Raw genomic sequence first — 17,088 nt, 5'->3', positions numbered from 1 at the left:
GCCTGGCCCCGGGCCACAGGCCAGGGCCACACGAAGGCGTTCACCGCGCGGGCTGGTCGGCGGCGCCGGGTACGGACCGGCACCGCTACCTCACCGGAGTCACGTCCGGCGCCCGCTCGGCGCCCGCCGGAAGGTGGCTCCCGCCCGCTGACCGGTGTCGGTCGCCACCCAGGACGTCGTCGGATGCGACGTGTACGGCTGTGATCGACGAACGGTGCACGGCGGGCGTTTGCGCCCGACTCGCATCTGCCGCGGCCACAGAGGGCGCACACAGCAGACCGGGAGGAGCCATGTCCCCGATCCACACCCTACAGGCCGAGGACCCCCCTATCGACCTTAGCGGTGGAGCTGTCGGATTGGTCGCCGGTGTGGCGATCGTCGCAGCACTCGCCCTCCTCGTCGCCGCTTACCTGGTGCGCGAGGTACTAGCGGCGAACGCGGGCACTCCGAAAATGATCGAGGTGGGCAGAGCGGTTCAGGAGGGAGCCGCAGCCTACCTCCGCCGGCAGTTCCGGACCCTCGCCGGGTTCGTCATCGTGATCCCGTTCGTCCTGTTGCTCCTACCGGCGGATGACACGGGCGCTCGTGTGGGCCGTTCCGTGTTCTTCGTCGTGGGCGCCGTCTTCTCCGCGCTGGTCGGCTTCGTCGGCATGTCGCTCGCGACCCGGGCCAACACCCGCACCGCGGCGGCGGCGATCGAGAGCGGTGAACGTGCCGCGATGCGGATCGCGTTCCGCACCGGCGGCGTCGTCGGGATGTTCACCGTCGGACTCGGCCTCCTCGGGGCGGCGGTGGTGGTCCTGGCCTTCCGGGACACCGCCCCGCAGGTGCTCGAGGGGTTCGGGTTCGGCGCCGCCCTTCTCGCGATGTTCATGCGAGTCGGCGGCGGGATCTTCACCAAGGCGGCGGATGTCGGAGCGGACCTGGTCGGCAAGGTCGAGCAGGGCATTCCCGAGGACGACCCGCGCAATGCGGCGACGATCGCCGACAACGTCGGCGACAACGTCGGCGACTGCGCCGGGATGGCCGCCGACCTGTTCGAGTCATACGCGGTGACCCTGGTCGCGGCGCTGATTCTCGGGGTCAAGGCGTTCGGCGAGAACGGGCTGGTCTATCCGCTGCTGATCCCGGCGGTCGGCGTGCTCACGGCGATCATCGGGATCTTCGCCGTCTCCCCCAGAGACGGCGACCGCACCGGCATGACCGCGATCAACCGGGGCTTCTTCATCTCCGCCGTGGTCTCCGCGATCGGCGTGGTGATCGTCTCCATGGTCTACCTGCCGGGCAGTTTCGCCGAGTTCCCGGGGCTGGAAGGCAGCACCCAGAGCGGCGATCCGCGGGTGATCGCGATCAGCGCGGTGCTCATCGGCATCGTGCTCGCCGCCGCCATCCAGCTGCTGACCGGCTACTTCACCGAGACGAACCGCCGCCCGGTCCTTGGCGTCGCCGAGGCGTCGACGACCGGGCCGGCGACGAACATCCTGGCCGGAATCGGGGTAGGTCTCGAGTCGGCCGTGTACTCCGCGTTGCTCATAGGCGCGGCTGTGTTCGGCGCGTATCTCCTCGGCTCGGGCAGCGTCACGATCGCCCTGTTCGCGGTGGCGCTTGCCGGGACCGGCCTGCTCACCACGGTCGGTGTCATCGTCTCGATGGACACGTTCGGCCCGGTCAGCGACAACGCCCAGGGCATCGCCGAGATGTCGGCCGGGCCGGAGGGCATCGACGAACGCGCCGGGGCGATCCTGACCTCGCTGGACGCGGTGGGCAACACCACCAAGGCGATCACCAAGGGCATCGCGATCGCCACGGCGGTGCTCGCCGCGACCGCGTTGTTCGGCTCGTTCACCGACACGGTCACGACCGCGCTCGCCGATGCGGGGGCGTCCACGGAGGCCGCCCGGGGCACCGTTGGTGGGCTGAACATCGCCTATCCGGACGCCCTGGTCGGCCTCATCATCGGCGCCGCCGTAGTCTTCCTGTTCTCCGGTTTGGCGATCAACGCGGTCGGCCGCGCCGCCGGCCGGGTCGTGATGGAGGTGCGCAACCAGTTCCGGACCAAGCCGGGAATCATGGAGGGCACAGAGAAGCCCGACTACGGCGCCGTTGTGGACATCTGTACCAGGGACTCGCTGCGCGAGCTGGTGACGCCAGGAACACTCGCCGTGATGGCCCCGATCGCGGTCGGGTTCGGCCTCGGCTACCCGCCGCTGGGCGCGTTCCTCGGCGGGGCGATCGCCGCCGGGGTGCTGATGGCGGTCTTCCTCGCGAACTCGGGCGGCGCCTGGGACAACGCGAAGAAACTCGTGGAGGACGGCAACTACGGCGGCAAGGGCTCCGACGTGCACGCCGCGACGGTGATCGGGGACACCGTCGGCGACCCGTTCAAGGACACCGCCGGCCCGTCGATCAACCCACTGCTCAAGGTGATGAACCTCGTCAGCCTGCTGATCGCTCCGCTGGTCGTGAAGTTCTCGGTGGGCGAGGACGAGAACACGGCCGCCCGCATCGGCATCGCCCTCGCCGCCGTCGTGGTGATCGTCGCGGTCGTCGCGACGTCCAGGCGGCGGGGCTCGTCGGTGGGGGACGGGCCACCGACGCCCTCGGCACCGCCGACGCGCACCCCGCCGTCGGGCTCGGAGGTGAAGGTCTGACGACGAGATCCGGCGCTGTCGGCGCGTAACCGGCACACCGACCGCGTGATCTGACGGTGTCCCGCAGCGGATGCTGCCCGACGATCTCCGTCCGACACCGTCCGGATCGCCACCGGTGCCGTGTCGAGGCCTGGTGGACACCCGCCCGCGCGGTCGTGCGCGGCCGGTCGACCCTTCGCTCGCCGAAGCGACGCGGGGCCGCATCCCGCCTGGTAGGCGAGATGCGGCCCCGTTCGTGGTCGCCGGGTCCGGCGGTCCGGCGAGCGTCTCCGGGGCAAAGTGGTGATCGGGCGGGGTCATCCGGCACGCGATCGTCTGCCGCTGGACCGCCCGGCGTGGACGACGGCACGATGGTGCGGATACCTGCCGGCGCAACCGCCGAGGGAGTGCCCGCGCGGCCCCCGACGGCGGACGGGGGGAGCCCTCCAGCCACACACCGGCGTACGGTGCTCCCTGCGGCCGATTCCGGCAGCGGGAGATGTCCGGTCGCGCCGGGCCCGTGTCCACGCCCATGGAGCGGGAATCGCCGGCGCGCAGACAACAGCCCCGGGCGGGCATTGGAGCAACTGACAGAGGTAGATCACACGAGGATCACCCGGGCGGCACTGACGTCCCGAGCGGTCCACCGGAGCAGCACGCCGTAACGAGGAGAGAAGTGCCACCGCGCACGAATTCGACGAGCCGGACGACCGCGGGGTCGCCCACGCCGGTCGCCGAGCCCACCAAGCCCGCGGCAGCGAGCGCCACGGCGGCCAGCGCCACGGCAGCCAAGGCCGAAGCGGCCGAGACTGCCGAGGCCGGCGCCACCGCAGGGCGCGCTTCGGGCGCCCGCGCCACGGGCGGGCGCCGCCCGGCGCGGGCCACCACGAACGGTAACGGGACCCGTCTGGTGATCGTGGAGTCGCCGGCCAAGGCGAAGACGATCGCGGGCTACCTGGGCCCGGGGTGGCAGGTGGAGTCGAGCATCGGCCACATCCGCGACCTGCCGCGCAGCGCCGCCGACGTGCCGACCGCGCACAAGGGCAAGCCGTGGGCCCGGCTCGGGGTCGACGTCGACAACGGCTTCGAGCCCCTCTACGTCGTCAGCCCGGATAAGAAGGTCCAGGTCAGCAAGCTCAAGTCGCTCGTCAAGGACGCCAGCGAGCTCTACCTGGCGACAGACGAGGACCGCGAGGGCGAGGCGATCGCCTGGCACCTCCTGCAGACTCTGAAGCCGACCGTCCCGGTCAAGCGGATGGTCTTCCACGAGATCACCCCGCAGGCCATCCAGCGTGCGGTCGACAGCCCGCGGGAGATCAACGAGAACCTGGTCAACGCCCAGGAGACCCGGCGGATCCTGGACCGGCTCTACGGCTACGAGGTCTCCCCCGTGCTGTGGAAGAAGGTCATGCCCAAGCTCTCGGCAGGGCGGGTCCAGAGCGTGGCGACCCGCATCCTCGTCGAGCGGGAGCGGGCGCGGATGCGGTTCCGCACCGCGGAGTACTGGAACATCGAGGGCGTCTTCCAGCAGAACGTCGCGCACGACGGCGCCGCCCTCGACACGACCCCGCTCCCGGCGACCCTCGTCGCGCTGGACGGGCGGCGCCTGGCCAGCGGCCGCGACTTCGCCCCGACCGGCGAGCTGACGTCCGACGGGGTCGCACTGCTCGACGAGGCCGGTGCCCGCGCGCTGGCCGGGCGGCTCACCGGTGCCGCGTTCGCGGTGCGGTCGGTCGAGACCAAGCCGTACCGGCGCTCGCCCTACCCGCCGTTCATGACCTCCACGCTCCAGCAGGAGGCCGGCCGCAAACTGCGGTTCTCCAGCCAGCGCACGATGCAGGTCGCGCAGCGCCTCTACGAGAACGGCTACATCACCTACATGCGGACGGACTCGACGAACCTGTCCGAGACCGCCCTGGTCGCCGCCCGGGACCAGGCCCGCACCCTCTACGGCGCCGAGTACGTCCCGGACCGGCCCCGCGTCTACGCCAAGAAGGTCAAGAACGCCCAGGAGGCCCACGAGGCGATCCGGCCCGCCGGGGATCACTTCCGGACCCCGGGTGAGGTGCGCTCGGAGCTCGACGGTGACTCGTTCCGCCTGTACGAGCTGATCTGGCAGCGCACGGTGGCCAGCCAGATGGCCGACGCGCGCGGCACCAGCGCCACCATCCGCCTGGGCGCGACCTCCAGCTCCGGGGAGGACGCAGAGTTCTCCGCCTCCGGCAAGGTGATCACCTTCCCCGGGTTCCTGCGCGCGTACGTCGAGGGCGCCGACGACCCGGACGCCGAGCTCGAGGACCGCGAGCGGCGGCTGCCCGACGTCCGGCGGGGGGACCCGCTGGCCACTCGCACGCTCACCCCGCGTGGCCACACGACCAGCCCGCCGCCGCGGTTCACCGAGGCCAGCCTGGTCAAGACGCTGGAGGAGCTGGGGATCGGCCGGCCGTCCACCTACGCGTCGATCATCGGCACGATCCAGGACCGCGGCTACGTGTGGAAGAAGGGGTCCGCGCTGGTCCCGAGCTTCGTCGCGTTCGCGGTGGTCGGGCTGTTGGAGGACCACTTCACCCGGCTCGTGGACTACCAGTTCACGGCCTCGATGGAGGACGACCTCGACGCGATCGCCGCTGGTACGGCCGCGTCCACGGACTGGCTCACCGGGTTCTACTTCGGTCTGCCCGACACGACCGACACCGGCGGTTCCGGCGCGGTCGAGGGCCTCAAGCACCTGGTCGGCGAGCGGCTCGGGGAGATCGACGCCCGCGAGGTCAACTCCATCCCGCTGGGCAAGGCGGACGACGGCGAGCCTGTCGTCGTGCGGGTCGGCCGTTACGGGCCCTATGTCCAGCACGCCGACGGGCGTGCCAGCGTCCCGGACGAGGTCGCTCCCGACGAGCTGACCGTGGAGCGCGCGCTCGAACTGCTGGCCGCGCCCAGCGGCGACCGTCTGCTCGGCACGGACCCGAAGACGGGTGCGTCGATCACCGCGAAGGCCGGCCGCTACGGCCCGTACGTGACGACGGACAGCGAGCCGCCGCAGACCGCGAGCCTGCTGCGCACCATGTCGTTGGAAACCGTGACCCTCGAGGACGCGCTGCGGCTGCTGACGCTCCCCCGCGTCCTCGGCACCGACGCGGAAGGCGCGGAGGTCACCGCCCAGAACGGGCGGTACGGCCCCTATGTGAAGAGGGGCGCCGACAGCCGTTCGCTGGAGTCCGAGGACCAGTTGTTCACGGTGACGCTGGACGAGGCGCTCGCGCTGCTCGCGCAGCCGAAGGCCCGCGGTCGGCGCCAAGCGGCGCAGACGCCGCCGCTGCGTGAGCTCGGGCCCGACCCCGCCACCGAGCGCCCGATGGTCCTGCGCGAGGGCCGGTTCGGCCCGTACGTGACCGACGGCGAGACCAACGCCAGCCTGCGCAAGGGCGACGCGGTCGAGACCATCACGGTCGAGCGTGCCGCCGAGCTCCTCGCGGACCGCCGAGCCCGCGGCACGACCACGCCGCGCCGGACCACGAAGACCACGGCCAAGGCGCCCGCGAAGGCCACAGCCAAGCCCCGGACGGCCGCGAAGACCACCACGAAGGCCAAGACCGCGGGCAAGACGTCGGGCGGCACGGCGAAGTCCGGCTCCCGCGCGTCGAAGTCCGCCGCCAGCGACGCCGGGGCGACCGGCACCGCCGCGGGCGACGCGTCCGGCACCGACAGCGCCACCGGAGCAACGTCCGGTGGCTCGCAGCGGTCGAGCTGATGGATCTGCCCGTCGGCGAGAGCCACGGCAAGCTGGACCAGACACCGCTGCGGGCCGCGCGGGCGGCTCCGCGGGAGCCCGCGGCGGCTCCCGCGGTCAACACCGACCCGCCGAGCGCCAACTCGACGAGCACCGATTCGCCGAGCACCGATTCGCCGACCGCTGACCCGCCAGGCCCTCACCTACCGAACACCGAGCCGCCAGGCGCTGGGCCGCCAGCTGGTCGGCGGGCCCCGCGTCCGCCACGGATGCGGGTCCGGCGGCCACTGAGCCGTCATCCGGTCACGACGGTGCCCTCGCCACCGCGTGCGCGTACCACCGGCGGCTCGGACGGCGACCTGCGGGCGGTTCTGCGGATTCCCGAGTTCCGCCGGATGTGGATCCAGCTCAGCCTTTCCAGCCTGGGCGACTGGATGGGCCTGCTGGCGACCACCGCCCTGGTCACCCAGCTGACCGAGAGCTTCTCCGGACAGGCGTTCGCGATCAGCTCCCTGCTGATCGTCCGTCTGCTGCCCGCGCTCGTGCTGGGCCCGCTCGCCGGAGCGATCGCCGACCGCCTCGACCGCCGGATGACCATGGTCATCACCGACGTGATGCGGTTCGGGCTGTTCCTGTCCATCCCGATCGTGGGAACCCTCGGATGGCTACTGATCGCGTCCTTCCTCGTCGAGTGCGTGAGCCTGGTGTGGGCACCGGCCAAGGAGGCCTCGATCCCGCACCTGGTCCCGCGTAACCGGCTCGCGGCGGCCAACACCCTCAGCCTGATAACGACCTACGGCACGGCGCCGCTGGCCGCGGCGATCTTCACGCTGCTCGCCACCGTGTCCCGGGCCCTGGGCCCGTCCATTCACTTCTTCCGCGACTCCTCTCTGGACATCGCGCTGTACTTCAACGCGGCCACGTTCCTCGGGTCGGCGATCGTCATCTGGGGCCTGCGGTCGATCGGCCGCGCGGAACGGCCCGAGCACAGCACGGAGCCGGGCTTCTTCGCCTCGATCACCGAGGGCTGGAAGTTCGTCGGCCAGGACCGCCTCGTCCGCGGGCTGGTCGTCGGAATCCTCGGCGGCTTCGCCGGCGCCGGCTGTGTGGTGGCGCTCGGCAAGCTCTACGTCGAGATCCTCGGCGGTGGCGACTCGGCCTACGGCGTGCTGTTCGGCGCGGTGTTCATCGGCCTCGCCGCCGGAATGGGCGCCGGCCCGAAGCTGCTCGGGGATTACAGCCGCACCCGCCTTTTCGGCGTCTGTGTCACCGCCGCGGGAATCACGCTGGTGGTCGTCGCGATCATCCCGAATCTGGTGATCGCCTGCATTCTGGTCGTGTTCGTCGGCGCCCTCGCCGGCGTCGCCTGGGTGACCGGGTACACACTGCTGCAGGCCGAGGTCGCCGATGAGCTGCGCGGGCGCACCTTCGCGCTGGTCCAGTCGCTGGTACGGGTCGACCTGCTGGTCGTACTCGCGGCCGCGCCGGCCCTCGTCGGTCTGATCGGTTCGCACCAGGTCCACCTCTGGGGTGACATCAACGTCCGGGCCGACGGTGTCACCGTCGTCCTGCTCGCCGGCGGGCTGCTCGCCGTCGCGGTCGGCCTGTTCTCCTACCGCCAGATGGACGACCACACCGGGGAAGCCGTCCTGCCCGAGCTGTGGAACGCGCTGCGCGGGCGGCGGCCGGGCACTGCCCGCCGCCGTCATGGCGGATTGTTCATCACCGTCGAGGGTGCCGCGGGCGCCGGCAAGACGACCCAGCTGGAGCTGTTGCGAAGCTGGCTGTCCTCGAGCGGGCGCGAGGTCGTTCCGGCGTACGAGACCGACGGGACGTCCCTCGGCGCGGGCCTGCGGGACCTGCTGGACGACCCCGCGAACCGGCTGCACGCCCGGACCGAGCTGCTGCTGGACGCGGCCGACCGCGCCGAGCACGTGGCCCGGGTCATCGAACCGGCGCTGGCACGGGGCGCGATCGTGCTCACCGACCGTTACGTGGACTCCGCGATCGCGTGCCAGGCGCTCGGCCAGCGGATCGACAGCGACGAGCTGACGGTGCTGACCCAGTGGGCCAGCCACTCGTTGCTGCCCGACGTGACGATCCTGCTGGACCTGCCTGCGGAGCAGGCGCTGGCCCGAGGTGGGAGTGATCCTCACCTCGGGCGGGAGAGCGAGGGCGACGGCAGCGGACACGATGGCGGTGCCGGGCGCGGCGGCGGTGCCGGGCACGGCGCGGGGCCGGATCGCTCCGGCACCGACCCGGTCGCGGCCGTGGCCTACCACCGACGGGTCCGCGAGCACTTCCGCAGGCTCGCGGACGAGGATCCGGACCGGCACGTCATCCTGGACGCGACGCTCTCCCCGCAGGAGCTGCACCGGCAGATCCGTGCGGTGATCGCCGGACGCCTGCGCCCGGCGATCACCGGTGACGACCCGCGATGATGATCAGGTCGCGGTGATGCACGACAATGACGGTGTGACGGTCTGGGACACCCTGGTCGGACAGGACGCGGTGGTCGCCACCCTGACCGCCGCGGCCACGGCGGCGGCGCTGGTCACCGAGGGTGGGTCGCTGGCCGCCGCCCGGGCGGGCATGACCCACTCCTGGCTGTTCACCGGCCCGGCCGGCTCGGGCCTCGCCGACGCGGCCCGGGCCTTCGCCGCCGGCCTGCTCTGCGAGAACATCCCGCCAGGCTGCGGGCAGTGCCCGGGCTGCCACACCGTCCTCTCCGACACCGCGGCCGACCTTCGCACGGTCCGCCCGGAGGGTCTTTCGATCGGAGTGCGGGACGTCCGTGCCCTGATCAGGGACGCCGCCAGCGCCCCCAGCGCGGGCCGATGGCGCATCCTGCTGATTGAGGACGCGGACCGCTTCACCGACTCGGCGGCGAACGCGCTACTCAAGGCGCTGGAGGAGCCGGCCGAGCGAGCCGTGTTCCTGCTGTGCGCCCCATCCGTCGACGACGTGCTGCCCACCATCCGCTCCCGGTGCCGGTCGGTCGCCCTGCGGCTGCCGAACCCGAAGAACGTGGCCGACGTCCTCATCCGGGAGGGCACAGCCGAGGATCTCGCCGCCGTGCTGGCGCAGGCGTCCCAGGGGCATGTCGGGCAGGCCCGCAGGCTGGCCACCGACCCGCAGGCCCGCGCACGGCGGGAGTCTGTGCTGCGCCTGCCCTCCCGGCTGCGGCGGGTCGGCGACTGCCTGGCCGCGGCCGCCGACCTGGTGGACGCCGCGAACGCCGACGCGCAGGCCGCGAACGCCGAGCGCGACGAGGTCGAGACCGAGGCGCTGAAGACGGCGCTGGGCGTCGGCGCGACGTCCTCCGGTACCAGGTCGACGTCCGCGCGGGGTGCCAAGGCGGGGGCCAAGCCGAGGTCTCTCCAGGTCCGCGGCGCTGCCGGGGCGCTCAAGGAGCTGGAGCGGACCCAGAAGAGCCGCGGGCGGCGCACTGTTCTCGACTCCCTCGACCGGGCCCTGGTGGATCTTGCCGGGCTGTACCGGGACGTACTGGTCCAGCAGCTGCGGGGGCAGGTCACCCCGGTGCACCTCGACCAGGCCGACGCCGTCGCCCAGCTGGCCGCCGCGGCCACCCCGGAGCAGACGTTGCGCCGGTGGGAGGCCGTCCTGGCGACACGGCAGGCGCTGGCGGACAACCCGGGTCTTGTGCCGCAGCTGGCTGCCGAGTCTCTTGCCCTCACGCTGCGCGACGCATAAGAACCTGTGCGGCGGCAGGCGCCACCGGAGGAGAGGACGGGCATGCGGGTTGCGGCGGTCGGCGACCTCCATGTCGTTCCCGGATCCGCGTTCCGGCTCCGGCCGCTCTACCAGCGGGCGGCGATCGTCGCCGACGTCCTGCTGCTGGCCGGTGATCTGACCAACGACGGCGAGCTGGACTCCGCGGCGGAGCTGTGCACGGTTGTCCGCGGGCTCGACCTGCCGGTCGTGGCGGTGCTGGGAAACCACGACCACGACGCCGGCGAGGGCCCGCGGGTCGCCGCGATGCTCGGTGACGCCGGCGCGATCGTGCTCGACGGCACCGCGGCGACGATCGGGACGGCGGCCGGCCCGGTCGGGGTCGCGGGCGTGACGGGGTTCGCCGACAACCACCTGGCCGACGGCGGGCCCGGCGGCCGGACGCCCGAGGACGCCGCGGCCGACGCCTTTCACCTGTGCGACGCGCTCGCCTCGCTCGACACCGACGTCCGCATCGCCCTCACCCACTACGCGCCCGTGCGGGAGACGCTGACGGGCGAGGCACCGGGGCTGCACCGGTTCCTCGGCAGCTCCCTGCTCGGCGCCGCCATCGACGGTTCACGCGCGGCGGGAGCCGGGCGCGGCACCGGTCCCGGGCGCGGGGCGACCGCGGCGCGCAGGTCGGGCATGGCGGGCACGGGAGCCACCGCGGGCACGCTCGACCCGCCGGGACCGGCGTCGGTCTTTCCCTCGGACGGCCCCGCTCCGGCGCCAGCCGACGGCTCCTGGCACGGCAGCGTGACGCCGGGCTCCGTGACCCCGGGCTGCGGAGCGGGCGCCCTCGACGCGCCCGCCACCGCGCTCGCCGTCCACGGCCACGCCCACCACGGCCAGGAGACGGGACGCACCCCGGGCGGTACGCCGGTGCGCAACGTCGCCCGCCCGGTCATCGTGGCCCCGTTCGCCGTCTACCAGGTCCCGGGCGGCGCCCGCATCGGATGACACCGGCCGGCCCCGGGGCGCGCCGACCGACCCGTCTCCATCCGGAATGGAGCCGTCGCACCCCGCATCGGGCGAGATGGGCGAACCGGGAGCCTCACCGCCGCCCCCCGTCGTAGTCTTCCGTGGACCGGGCATCCGAGGGCGGAAGGTGGCGGGACGTCGCATGCCGATGATGTGCGCGGTGTCCTTCTCCCGCCGGGGCCGGCTCTACTACGCCGATCCGGGCCCGTACAGCCCGCGGGTCGGTGACCGGGTCCTGGTGCCCACCGACGAGGGGCCCGAGGTCGCCACCTGCGTGTGGGCGCCGCAATGGGTCAGCGAGGACGTCGGCGGCCTGCCGGTCCTGGCCGGCCTCGCGGACGAGGATGACCTGCGCCGCGACGACGCCGCCCGCCGACGCCGCGCCCAGGCCAGGGTCGCCGCCCGCCGGCTCGTCCGGGAGCACGGCCTGCCGATGAAGGTGGTCGGCGTCGACGTTGTTCCCGACAGCAACGCCTTCACCGTCTACTTCACCGCCGAGAACCGGGTCGACTTCCGTGCCCTCGTGCGTGATCTCAACCGGACGCTTTCCGCCCGCGTACAGCTGCGGCAGCTCTCGGCCCGCGACAGCGCGAAACTCCAGGGCGGGATCGGCTCCTGCGGGCGGGACCTCTGCTGCTCCACCTTCCTCACCGACTTCGAGCCGGTAAGCGTGCGGATGGCCAAGGACCAGAACCTCTCGCTGAACCCGATGCGCATCAGTGGGGCGTGCGGCCGGCTGATGTGCTGCCTGCGCTACGAGCATCCCCTCTACGAGGAGTTCACCGCCGCCGTCCCCGCGGTGGGCGCACGTGCGTCCACACCGGACGGGGACGGCCGGGTCGTCGCGCACGACGTGCCGCGCCAGCAGGTGACGGTCGCCCTCGACGGCGGGGGCCGGCACGCCTGCTCCCGCGCGGACGTCTGCGGCTCACGCAAGGCCTACGAGGCCACCCATGCCGCCGGACCGGCAGCCCCGGCCGGCACGGCGGAAGCAGCCGGCATGGCAGGGCCAGCCGACATGGCAGGGCCAGCCGCCACGGCGGAACCAACTGGGACCGCGGAACCAGCCGGGCCAGCGGGGACGGCGGGCCCGGCGCCGGACGGCGGCGAGGACGGCTCCCCCGACACGGCCGGCGGGCGGTCCCACCGCCGCCGTTCCCGGCGGCGCACGGAGCACTGAGGGCGTACGCGGCACAGGCCGCCCGAACTTCGGGACGGCAGCTCGCGGCAAACAGACAGCGCGACATGACCGCGCGCCAGCGCGGCCGGCGGCATCGACATGGGGGGAACCATGCAACGGCGGGTGTGGCTGGTACGCCACGGCGAGAGCACGGCGAACGCGGGACAGCCGTCGGCCGATCCGCACGGGATCGGGCTCACCGACCTTGGAGTGCGCCAGGCTGACGCGGTCGCCGGGATGATTCCCTACGACCCGTCCCTGATCGTGGTCTCCTGGTACCTACGCGCCCGGCTGACCGCGGAACCGACCGCGCGCAGGTTCCCGGCCACCCCGCTGGAGGTCTGGGACGTCCAGGAGTTCACCTACCTGGGCAGTCTCCACGGCCAGAAACTGACCGACCTCGAACGGGCGCCGTTCGCGCGACAGTACTGGCACCAGGCGAACCCGTACTCGGTGGACCGGCCCGAGCTGGGCTGTGAGTCGTTCGCCGGGCTGATGGACCGGGCCGACCGGCTCCTCGCCCGGCTACACCAGGCGCCCCCGGGACTTGTCGTGGTCTTCACCCACGGCATGTTCATCCGCGCGGTGGACTGGTGCCTACGGGCACGCGCCGGCACGGCCGAACGGCTCGACATGGGCGGCTACCGGGAACACCACCGGCGCCGGCCCGTGCCGAACGGATCGATCATCGAGCTCCAGGAGGGTGACCGGGAGCTACGCGAGGCGACGGAGCCGGATCTCAGGGATCGAACCGGTAGCCCATCCCCCGGAGCGTGGTGACCAGGCGGCGCTGCGGCGGTCTTCCCTCGACCTTGGTGCGCACCCGCCGGACGTGCTCGGTCACGGTCGCCGGGTCCTGGAAGCGGGTGCCCCAGACCTGTTCAAGCAGTTCCTCGCGACTGAACACCCGGCGTGGATGTCGGGCGAGGAAGGCCAGCAGCTCGTACTCACGGGCGGTGAGATCCACCCGCTCACCCGCGACGGCCACCTCCCGCGCGCGCAGGTCGATCGAGACGTCGCCGTAGATGAGGGGCTCGTTGCCGTCCCCCGTGCGCTGCGGCGGCGCCTCGACGGGCCGGCGGCGCAGCCGCGCACGCACCCGGGCGACCAGCTCTCGCAACGAGTACGGCTTGACCACGTAGTCGTCGGCACCGAGCTCAAGGCCGACGACGCGGTCCACCTCCTCAGCACGTCCAGTAAGCATGATCACCGGAACCTCGCTGGTCTGGCGCAGCCGGCTGAGGACGGCGAAACCGTCCATCCGCGGCATGGCCACGTCCAGCACAACGAGATCTATCTCGGTGGTCTGGAACAGTCGCAGCGCTGCCTCGCCGTCCGCGGCCTCGAGCACCCGGTACCCAAATCGCTCAAGGCTGCGTGCCAGCGCGATTCGCGATGCCTCGTCGTCTTCGGCGACAAGCAGCGACGCTCCGCGCGTCGTGCCTGGCGCACCTTCCCCGGCCCCGGTCATGGTGCGAAACCCTACGCAACCTCTCCGGAGCCACTGCGACCGGGGGTGCCTTTTCGACACCTTCGGCCGACGCGCGGGGGTTCGAGCATTCAAATCCGTAACAGAAAGCCTTGCAAGACATGCGATCAGTGCGCGTCCCGATCATTCCGTATCCCGCGGACAACCGAACGTCGACAGGATGTGGCGGGGTGCGCAGACGGGCAGAGCGGTGACTTCCCACCGGCGGACGCCCCAGCACACACCGAGCCACCGAACTGGACTGCATCCGGACCCGGGACGCACCGGATCGAGCCCGTCACCCGCCGGCGGCCCGGCGGCCCGGCGGCCACCCCGACCCAGGGTGGCGCGCGCGAGCCACGTCAGGGCCCGGACCACGGACGGGCGCCGATCGCCACATCGCCTTCATCTGGCATACTCGTCCGGGCAGGACGGCGCCGGAGCCCACCGGCTCGCAGCCGCCTGGCCGATGCCGGAGTAGCTCAGTGGCAGAGCAATCGCCTCGTAAGCGATAGGTCGCGGGTTCAATCCCCGCCTCCGGCTCAGACTCTCTTCCCAGCCAGGGCCGTTCACCGTCAGCGGCGGCCTGGCCAACCCCCTCGCACCTGCCTCAGGGCATGCCACAGCGGCCGGTGGGGGCAATCCCACCGGCCGCCCGGGACGGCCGTGCTCAATGCCGGAGCGTGGCCGTCGCCGTGGTTGTCAGGCCGTGCGTGCGTGCGCGGCGCCGTCCTCGTCCGCGCCGTGCTCGACGCCCTCGGAGTCCTTGAGGCGCGTGATCGAGTCGAGGATCTCCCGCTCGGCGGCCCCCCGGTCCACCCAGGACGCGCCCTCGACGGACTTCCCAGGCTCGAGGTCCTTGTAGACCTCGAAGAAGTGCTGGATCTCCAGCCGATCGAACTCCGGCAGGTGACGGATGTCACGCAGATGCTCCTGCCGGACGTCCGCCACCGGGACGCAGAGGACCTTGTCGTCCGGGCCCTTCTCGTCCGTCATCCGGAACATGCCGATCGTGCGGCACCGCACCAGGCAGCCCGGGAAAGTCGGCTCCTCCAGCAGAACCAGCGCGTCGAGCGGATCGCCGTCCCGACCGAGCGTGCCCTCGATGAATCCGTAGTCGGACGGATAGTGGGTGGACGTGAACAGCATCCGGTCCAGCCGGATACGCCCGGTGTGGTGATCCATCTCGTACTTGTTGCGCTGCCCCTTGGGGATCTCGATGGTCACGTCGAACTCGAGGTCCACGCCGTTCCCTGTCTCCTTCGGCCCGTCCGGCACCGAAGGCCGGCTCTGTGTCTGAAGGACGCCGTGTCCGGCGTCCATGGGTCGTCCGTGTCGCGATGCGCCGCTACCCGCGTGGCGCGTCACTCGGTCGCGGTAGTCAAGCCGAGACCCGGACCCGCGGTTCGTGCGGGTCCACTGTGCCCTGTGCGCGGTGACGCGCTGTGGCGGGGTGCGGCCACCGGGCCGCGGTGCCACCGCACGGCGCCGCCACTCGCACGATCGCACGGCCACGCCCCGTGAGGCGCGCCGCGCAGTCGGCGCCGAGCGCCCCCGGGCGACATCCATCGTGCCTGTCACACCCCGCGGCGCACACCATGGTGTGGCCTTCTTCGTACCCGATCCACATGCTTGCCGAAGCGGTTCCACCCCGGCCGGAGACCGAGCCATCCCCGCGTGGGGTGTTCCCGCTCGCCGGAAACCCACGCGGCCAGCACGGTCGCGGGCTCCGGACGGCCGGGAGGCACACCGCGTTCTCCCGTCGCCGGGGCGAGGCCGTCCACCTTACGAAAGCCGGGACGTGACCGGCAGGGCGCCACCCGCGCGACACCGACCTGCGTAACCTTCCCGGGTGACCACAGTGCCGCTGGGCGCGCGGGCCGGTGGCCTCACGGCACTGGCCGGAGCGCTGCTCGCCGGATCGCTCTCGCCCGGTCCGGCGGCGCCTCCGGGCGGCGCGTCACCGGCCCCGCCGGGTGTACGCGCCGAGGCGTCCGCGCTGCCGGGGCTGGACCCGGACGCGCCGAAGGCCGACCCGGCCGCGGTGGCCGCGCGGCTGCTCGGGCCGCTCTCCGACCCCGTGCTGGGCGGCCCTGCCACGCTGGTGGTCGACGCGCTGACCGGGCAGGTGCTTTTTGCGAACCGCCCCACCGAGCCGACCGCTCCCGCATCCACGGTCAAGATCGCCACGGCGACCGCGGCACTCACCGCGCTCGATCCGGACGCCCGCCTGCGCACCCGCGCGGTCTACCTCCCGCCGGCCAGCGCGCCACCCGCGGCGACCGCAGGGTCACCTGCGGCAACCACCGGGTCGGCGGCTGCGCCCGGCCGGGCGCCCCTGGCCCCAGGCGGCACGCTCTGGCTGGTCGGCGCGGGCGATCCGACCCTGACCGCGGCGACCGGGGCGGCCGGGTACCCGCCGGCGGCCCGGTTGAGCGACCTCGCCGAGCAGGTCCGCAAGGCCGGCATCACCGCTGTCGGCTCGGTGGTCGGCGACGGGACGGCCTACGAGGGCCCGGGGATGGCGCCCGGCTGGCGCGACGGCTACGTGACCGACGGGAACGTGACCCCGGTGTCCGCGCTGTCGGTCGACGCTGGCCGCGCGGCGCCCGGCTCCGCCGGGCCGCGCAGCCTGACCCCGGACGCCGCCGCGGCGGCCGCGTTCGGCACGGCCCTCACCGCGGCCGGCGTGTCCGTCGGCTCGGTCTCGACGGGCCGGGCGGACGCGGCGGCCCGCGAGGTCGGGTCCGTGCAGAGCCCGCCGATCCCGGTCCTGGTCGAGCGGATGCTCACCGACTCCGACAACGACCTGGCGGAAAGCCTGGGACGTCAGGTCGCGATCGCCCGGGGGCTTCCGGCGAGCTTCGACGGGGCCACCCGGGGCGTGCTCGGCGCCCTTCGCGACGCGGGCATCCCGACCGACGGCGCCTCGCTGCGCGACACCAGCGGACTTTCGATCGACAACCGGATCGCCCCGGCGACGCTCGTCGCGGCGCTGCGGACGGCCGCCCTGCCGGGTCATCCGGCCCTGCGGACGGTCCTGTCCGGGCTGCCGGTCGCGGGCTTCACCGGCACGCTCGGCGACCGGTACGGCCCCGGCGACACCTCGCCGGGGGCCGGCGTCGTCCGGGCGAAGACCGGCAGCCTGCGCATCGTGACCAGCCTCGCCGGCATGGTGACCGACAGCGACGGACGGCTGTTGCTGTTCGGGCTGTTCGCCCCGGTCGAGGAGCAGGGCCTGACCAAGATGGCGCTGGACCGGGTCGCGGCGGCCCTCGCCTCCTGCGGATGTCCGCCGGCCGGCGCCGGGCCGCCATCAGCCGGGCCACCGGTGCCGCCGGGCGGCTAGGTCATCGGACAACAAAGA

Annotated in this window: 10 protein-coding genes and 1 tRNA gene; 9 read left to right on the top strand and 2 right to left on the bottom strand. The window is 72.9% G+C overall.

Annotated elements, in window-relative coordinates; all coding sequences use genetic code 11:
* Positions 1 to 290: 290 nt before the first annotated feature.
* From FRANEAN1_RS01520 to FRANEAN1_RS01490, 7 genes are all read left to right on the top strand, one after another.
* The gene (locus FRANEAN1_RS01520) at positions 291 to 2,651 is read left to right on the top strand and encodes a sodium-translocating pyrophosphatase (RefSeq protein ID WP_012157753.1); all 2,361 of its coding nucleotides are present in this window, start codon (positions 291 to 293) and stop codon (positions 2,649 to 2,651) included.
* Positions 2,652 to 3,306: 655 nt separating this feature from the next.
* On the top strand, positions 3,307 to 6,378 hold the full coding sequence (topA, locus tag FRANEAN1_RS01515; RefSeq protein WP_012157752.1) for a type I DNA topoisomerase: 3,072 nt from the start codon (positions 3,307 to 3,309) through the stop codon (positions 6,376 to 6,378).
* The gene (tmk, locus tag FRANEAN1_RS01510) at positions 6,378 to 8,798 is read left to right on the top strand and encodes a dTMP kinase (protein ID WP_041253588.1); all 2,421 of its coding nucleotides are present in this window, start codon (positions 6,378 to 6,380) and stop codon (positions 8,796 to 8,798) included. The genes topA and tmk overlap by 1 nt, the downstream gene beginning before the upstream one ends.
* Before the next feature lie 16 nt (positions 8,799 to 8,814).
* A complete protein-coding gene (locus FRANEAN1_RS01505; RefSeq protein ID WP_012157750.1) occupies positions 8,815 to 10,071 on the top strand; it encodes a DNA polymerase III subunit delta' in 1,257 nt (418 codons plus the stop codon).
* A gap of 42 nt (positions 10,072 to 10,113) precedes the next feature.
* Positions 10,114 to 11,052, top strand: a complete 939-nt coding sequence (locus tag FRANEAN1_RS01500; RefSeq protein ID WP_012157749.1) for a metallophosphoesterase — start codon at positions 10,114 to 10,116, stop codon at positions 11,050 to 11,052.
* Between the two features lie 163 nt (positions 11,053 to 11,215).
* Positions 11,216 to 12,253, top strand: coding sequence for a regulatory iron-sulfur-containing complex subunit RicT (gene ricT / locus FRANEAN1_RS01495; RefSeq protein ID WP_012157748.1), 1,038 nt, complete (start codon positions 11,216 to 11,218; stop codon positions 12,251 to 12,253).
* 111 nt (positions 12,254 to 12,364) lie between these two features.
* Positions 12,365 to 13,033, top strand: a complete 669-nt coding sequence (locus FRANEAN1_RS01490; RefSeq protein WP_012157747.1) for a histidine phosphatase family protein — start codon at positions 12,365 to 12,367, stop codon at positions 13,031 to 13,033.
* On the opposite strand, the gene FRANEAN1_RS01485 is transcribed toward FRANEAN1_RS01490, so the two are convergent.
* Positions 12,993 to 13,724 (bottom strand): response regulator transcription factor, encoded by a 732-nt coding sequence (locus tag FRANEAN1_RS01485; RefSeq protein WP_012157746.1) that lies wholly within the window; start codon positions 13,722 to 13,724, stop codon positions 12,993 to 12,995. The genes FRANEAN1_RS01490 and FRANEAN1_RS01485 overlap by 41 nt on opposite strands.
* A 468-nt stretch (positions 13,725 to 14,192) precedes the next feature.
* Between FRANEAN1_RS01485 and FRANEAN1_RS01480 the strand changes: the two genes are divergently transcribed.
* A tRNA-Thr gene (locus FRANEAN1_RS01480) sits at positions 14,193 to 14,264 on the top strand.
* Between the two features lie 159 nt (positions 14,265 to 14,423).
* Here FRANEAN1_RS01480 and FRANEAN1_RS01475 read toward each other — a convergent pair.
* Positions 14,424 to 14,966 (bottom strand): inorganic diphosphatase, encoded by a 543-nt coding sequence (locus tag FRANEAN1_RS01475; RefSeq protein ID WP_012157745.1) that lies wholly within the window; start codon positions 14,964 to 14,966, stop codon positions 14,424 to 14,426.
* 616 nt (positions 14,967 to 15,582) lie between these two features.
* Between FRANEAN1_RS01475 and dacB the strand changes: the two genes are divergently transcribed.
* The gene (dacB, locus tag FRANEAN1_RS01470) at positions 15,583 to 17,070 is read left to right on the top strand and encodes a D-alanyl-D-alanine carboxypeptidase/D-alanyl-D-alanine-endopeptidase (RefSeq protein ID WP_012157744.1); all 1,488 of its coding nucleotides are present in this window, start codon (positions 15,583 to 15,585) and stop codon (positions 17,068 to 17,070) included.
* Positions 17,071 to 17,088 lie beyond the last annotated feature (18 nt).

The organism is Parafrankia sp. EAN1pec (assembly GCF_000018005.1).
GTDB lineage: Bacteria > Actinomycetota > Actinomycetes > Frankiales > Frankiaceae > Parafrankia > Parafrankia soli.
Note: the sequence above shows the minus strand (reverse complement) of the source record. Positions and strands in the feature narration are given on the sequence as shown.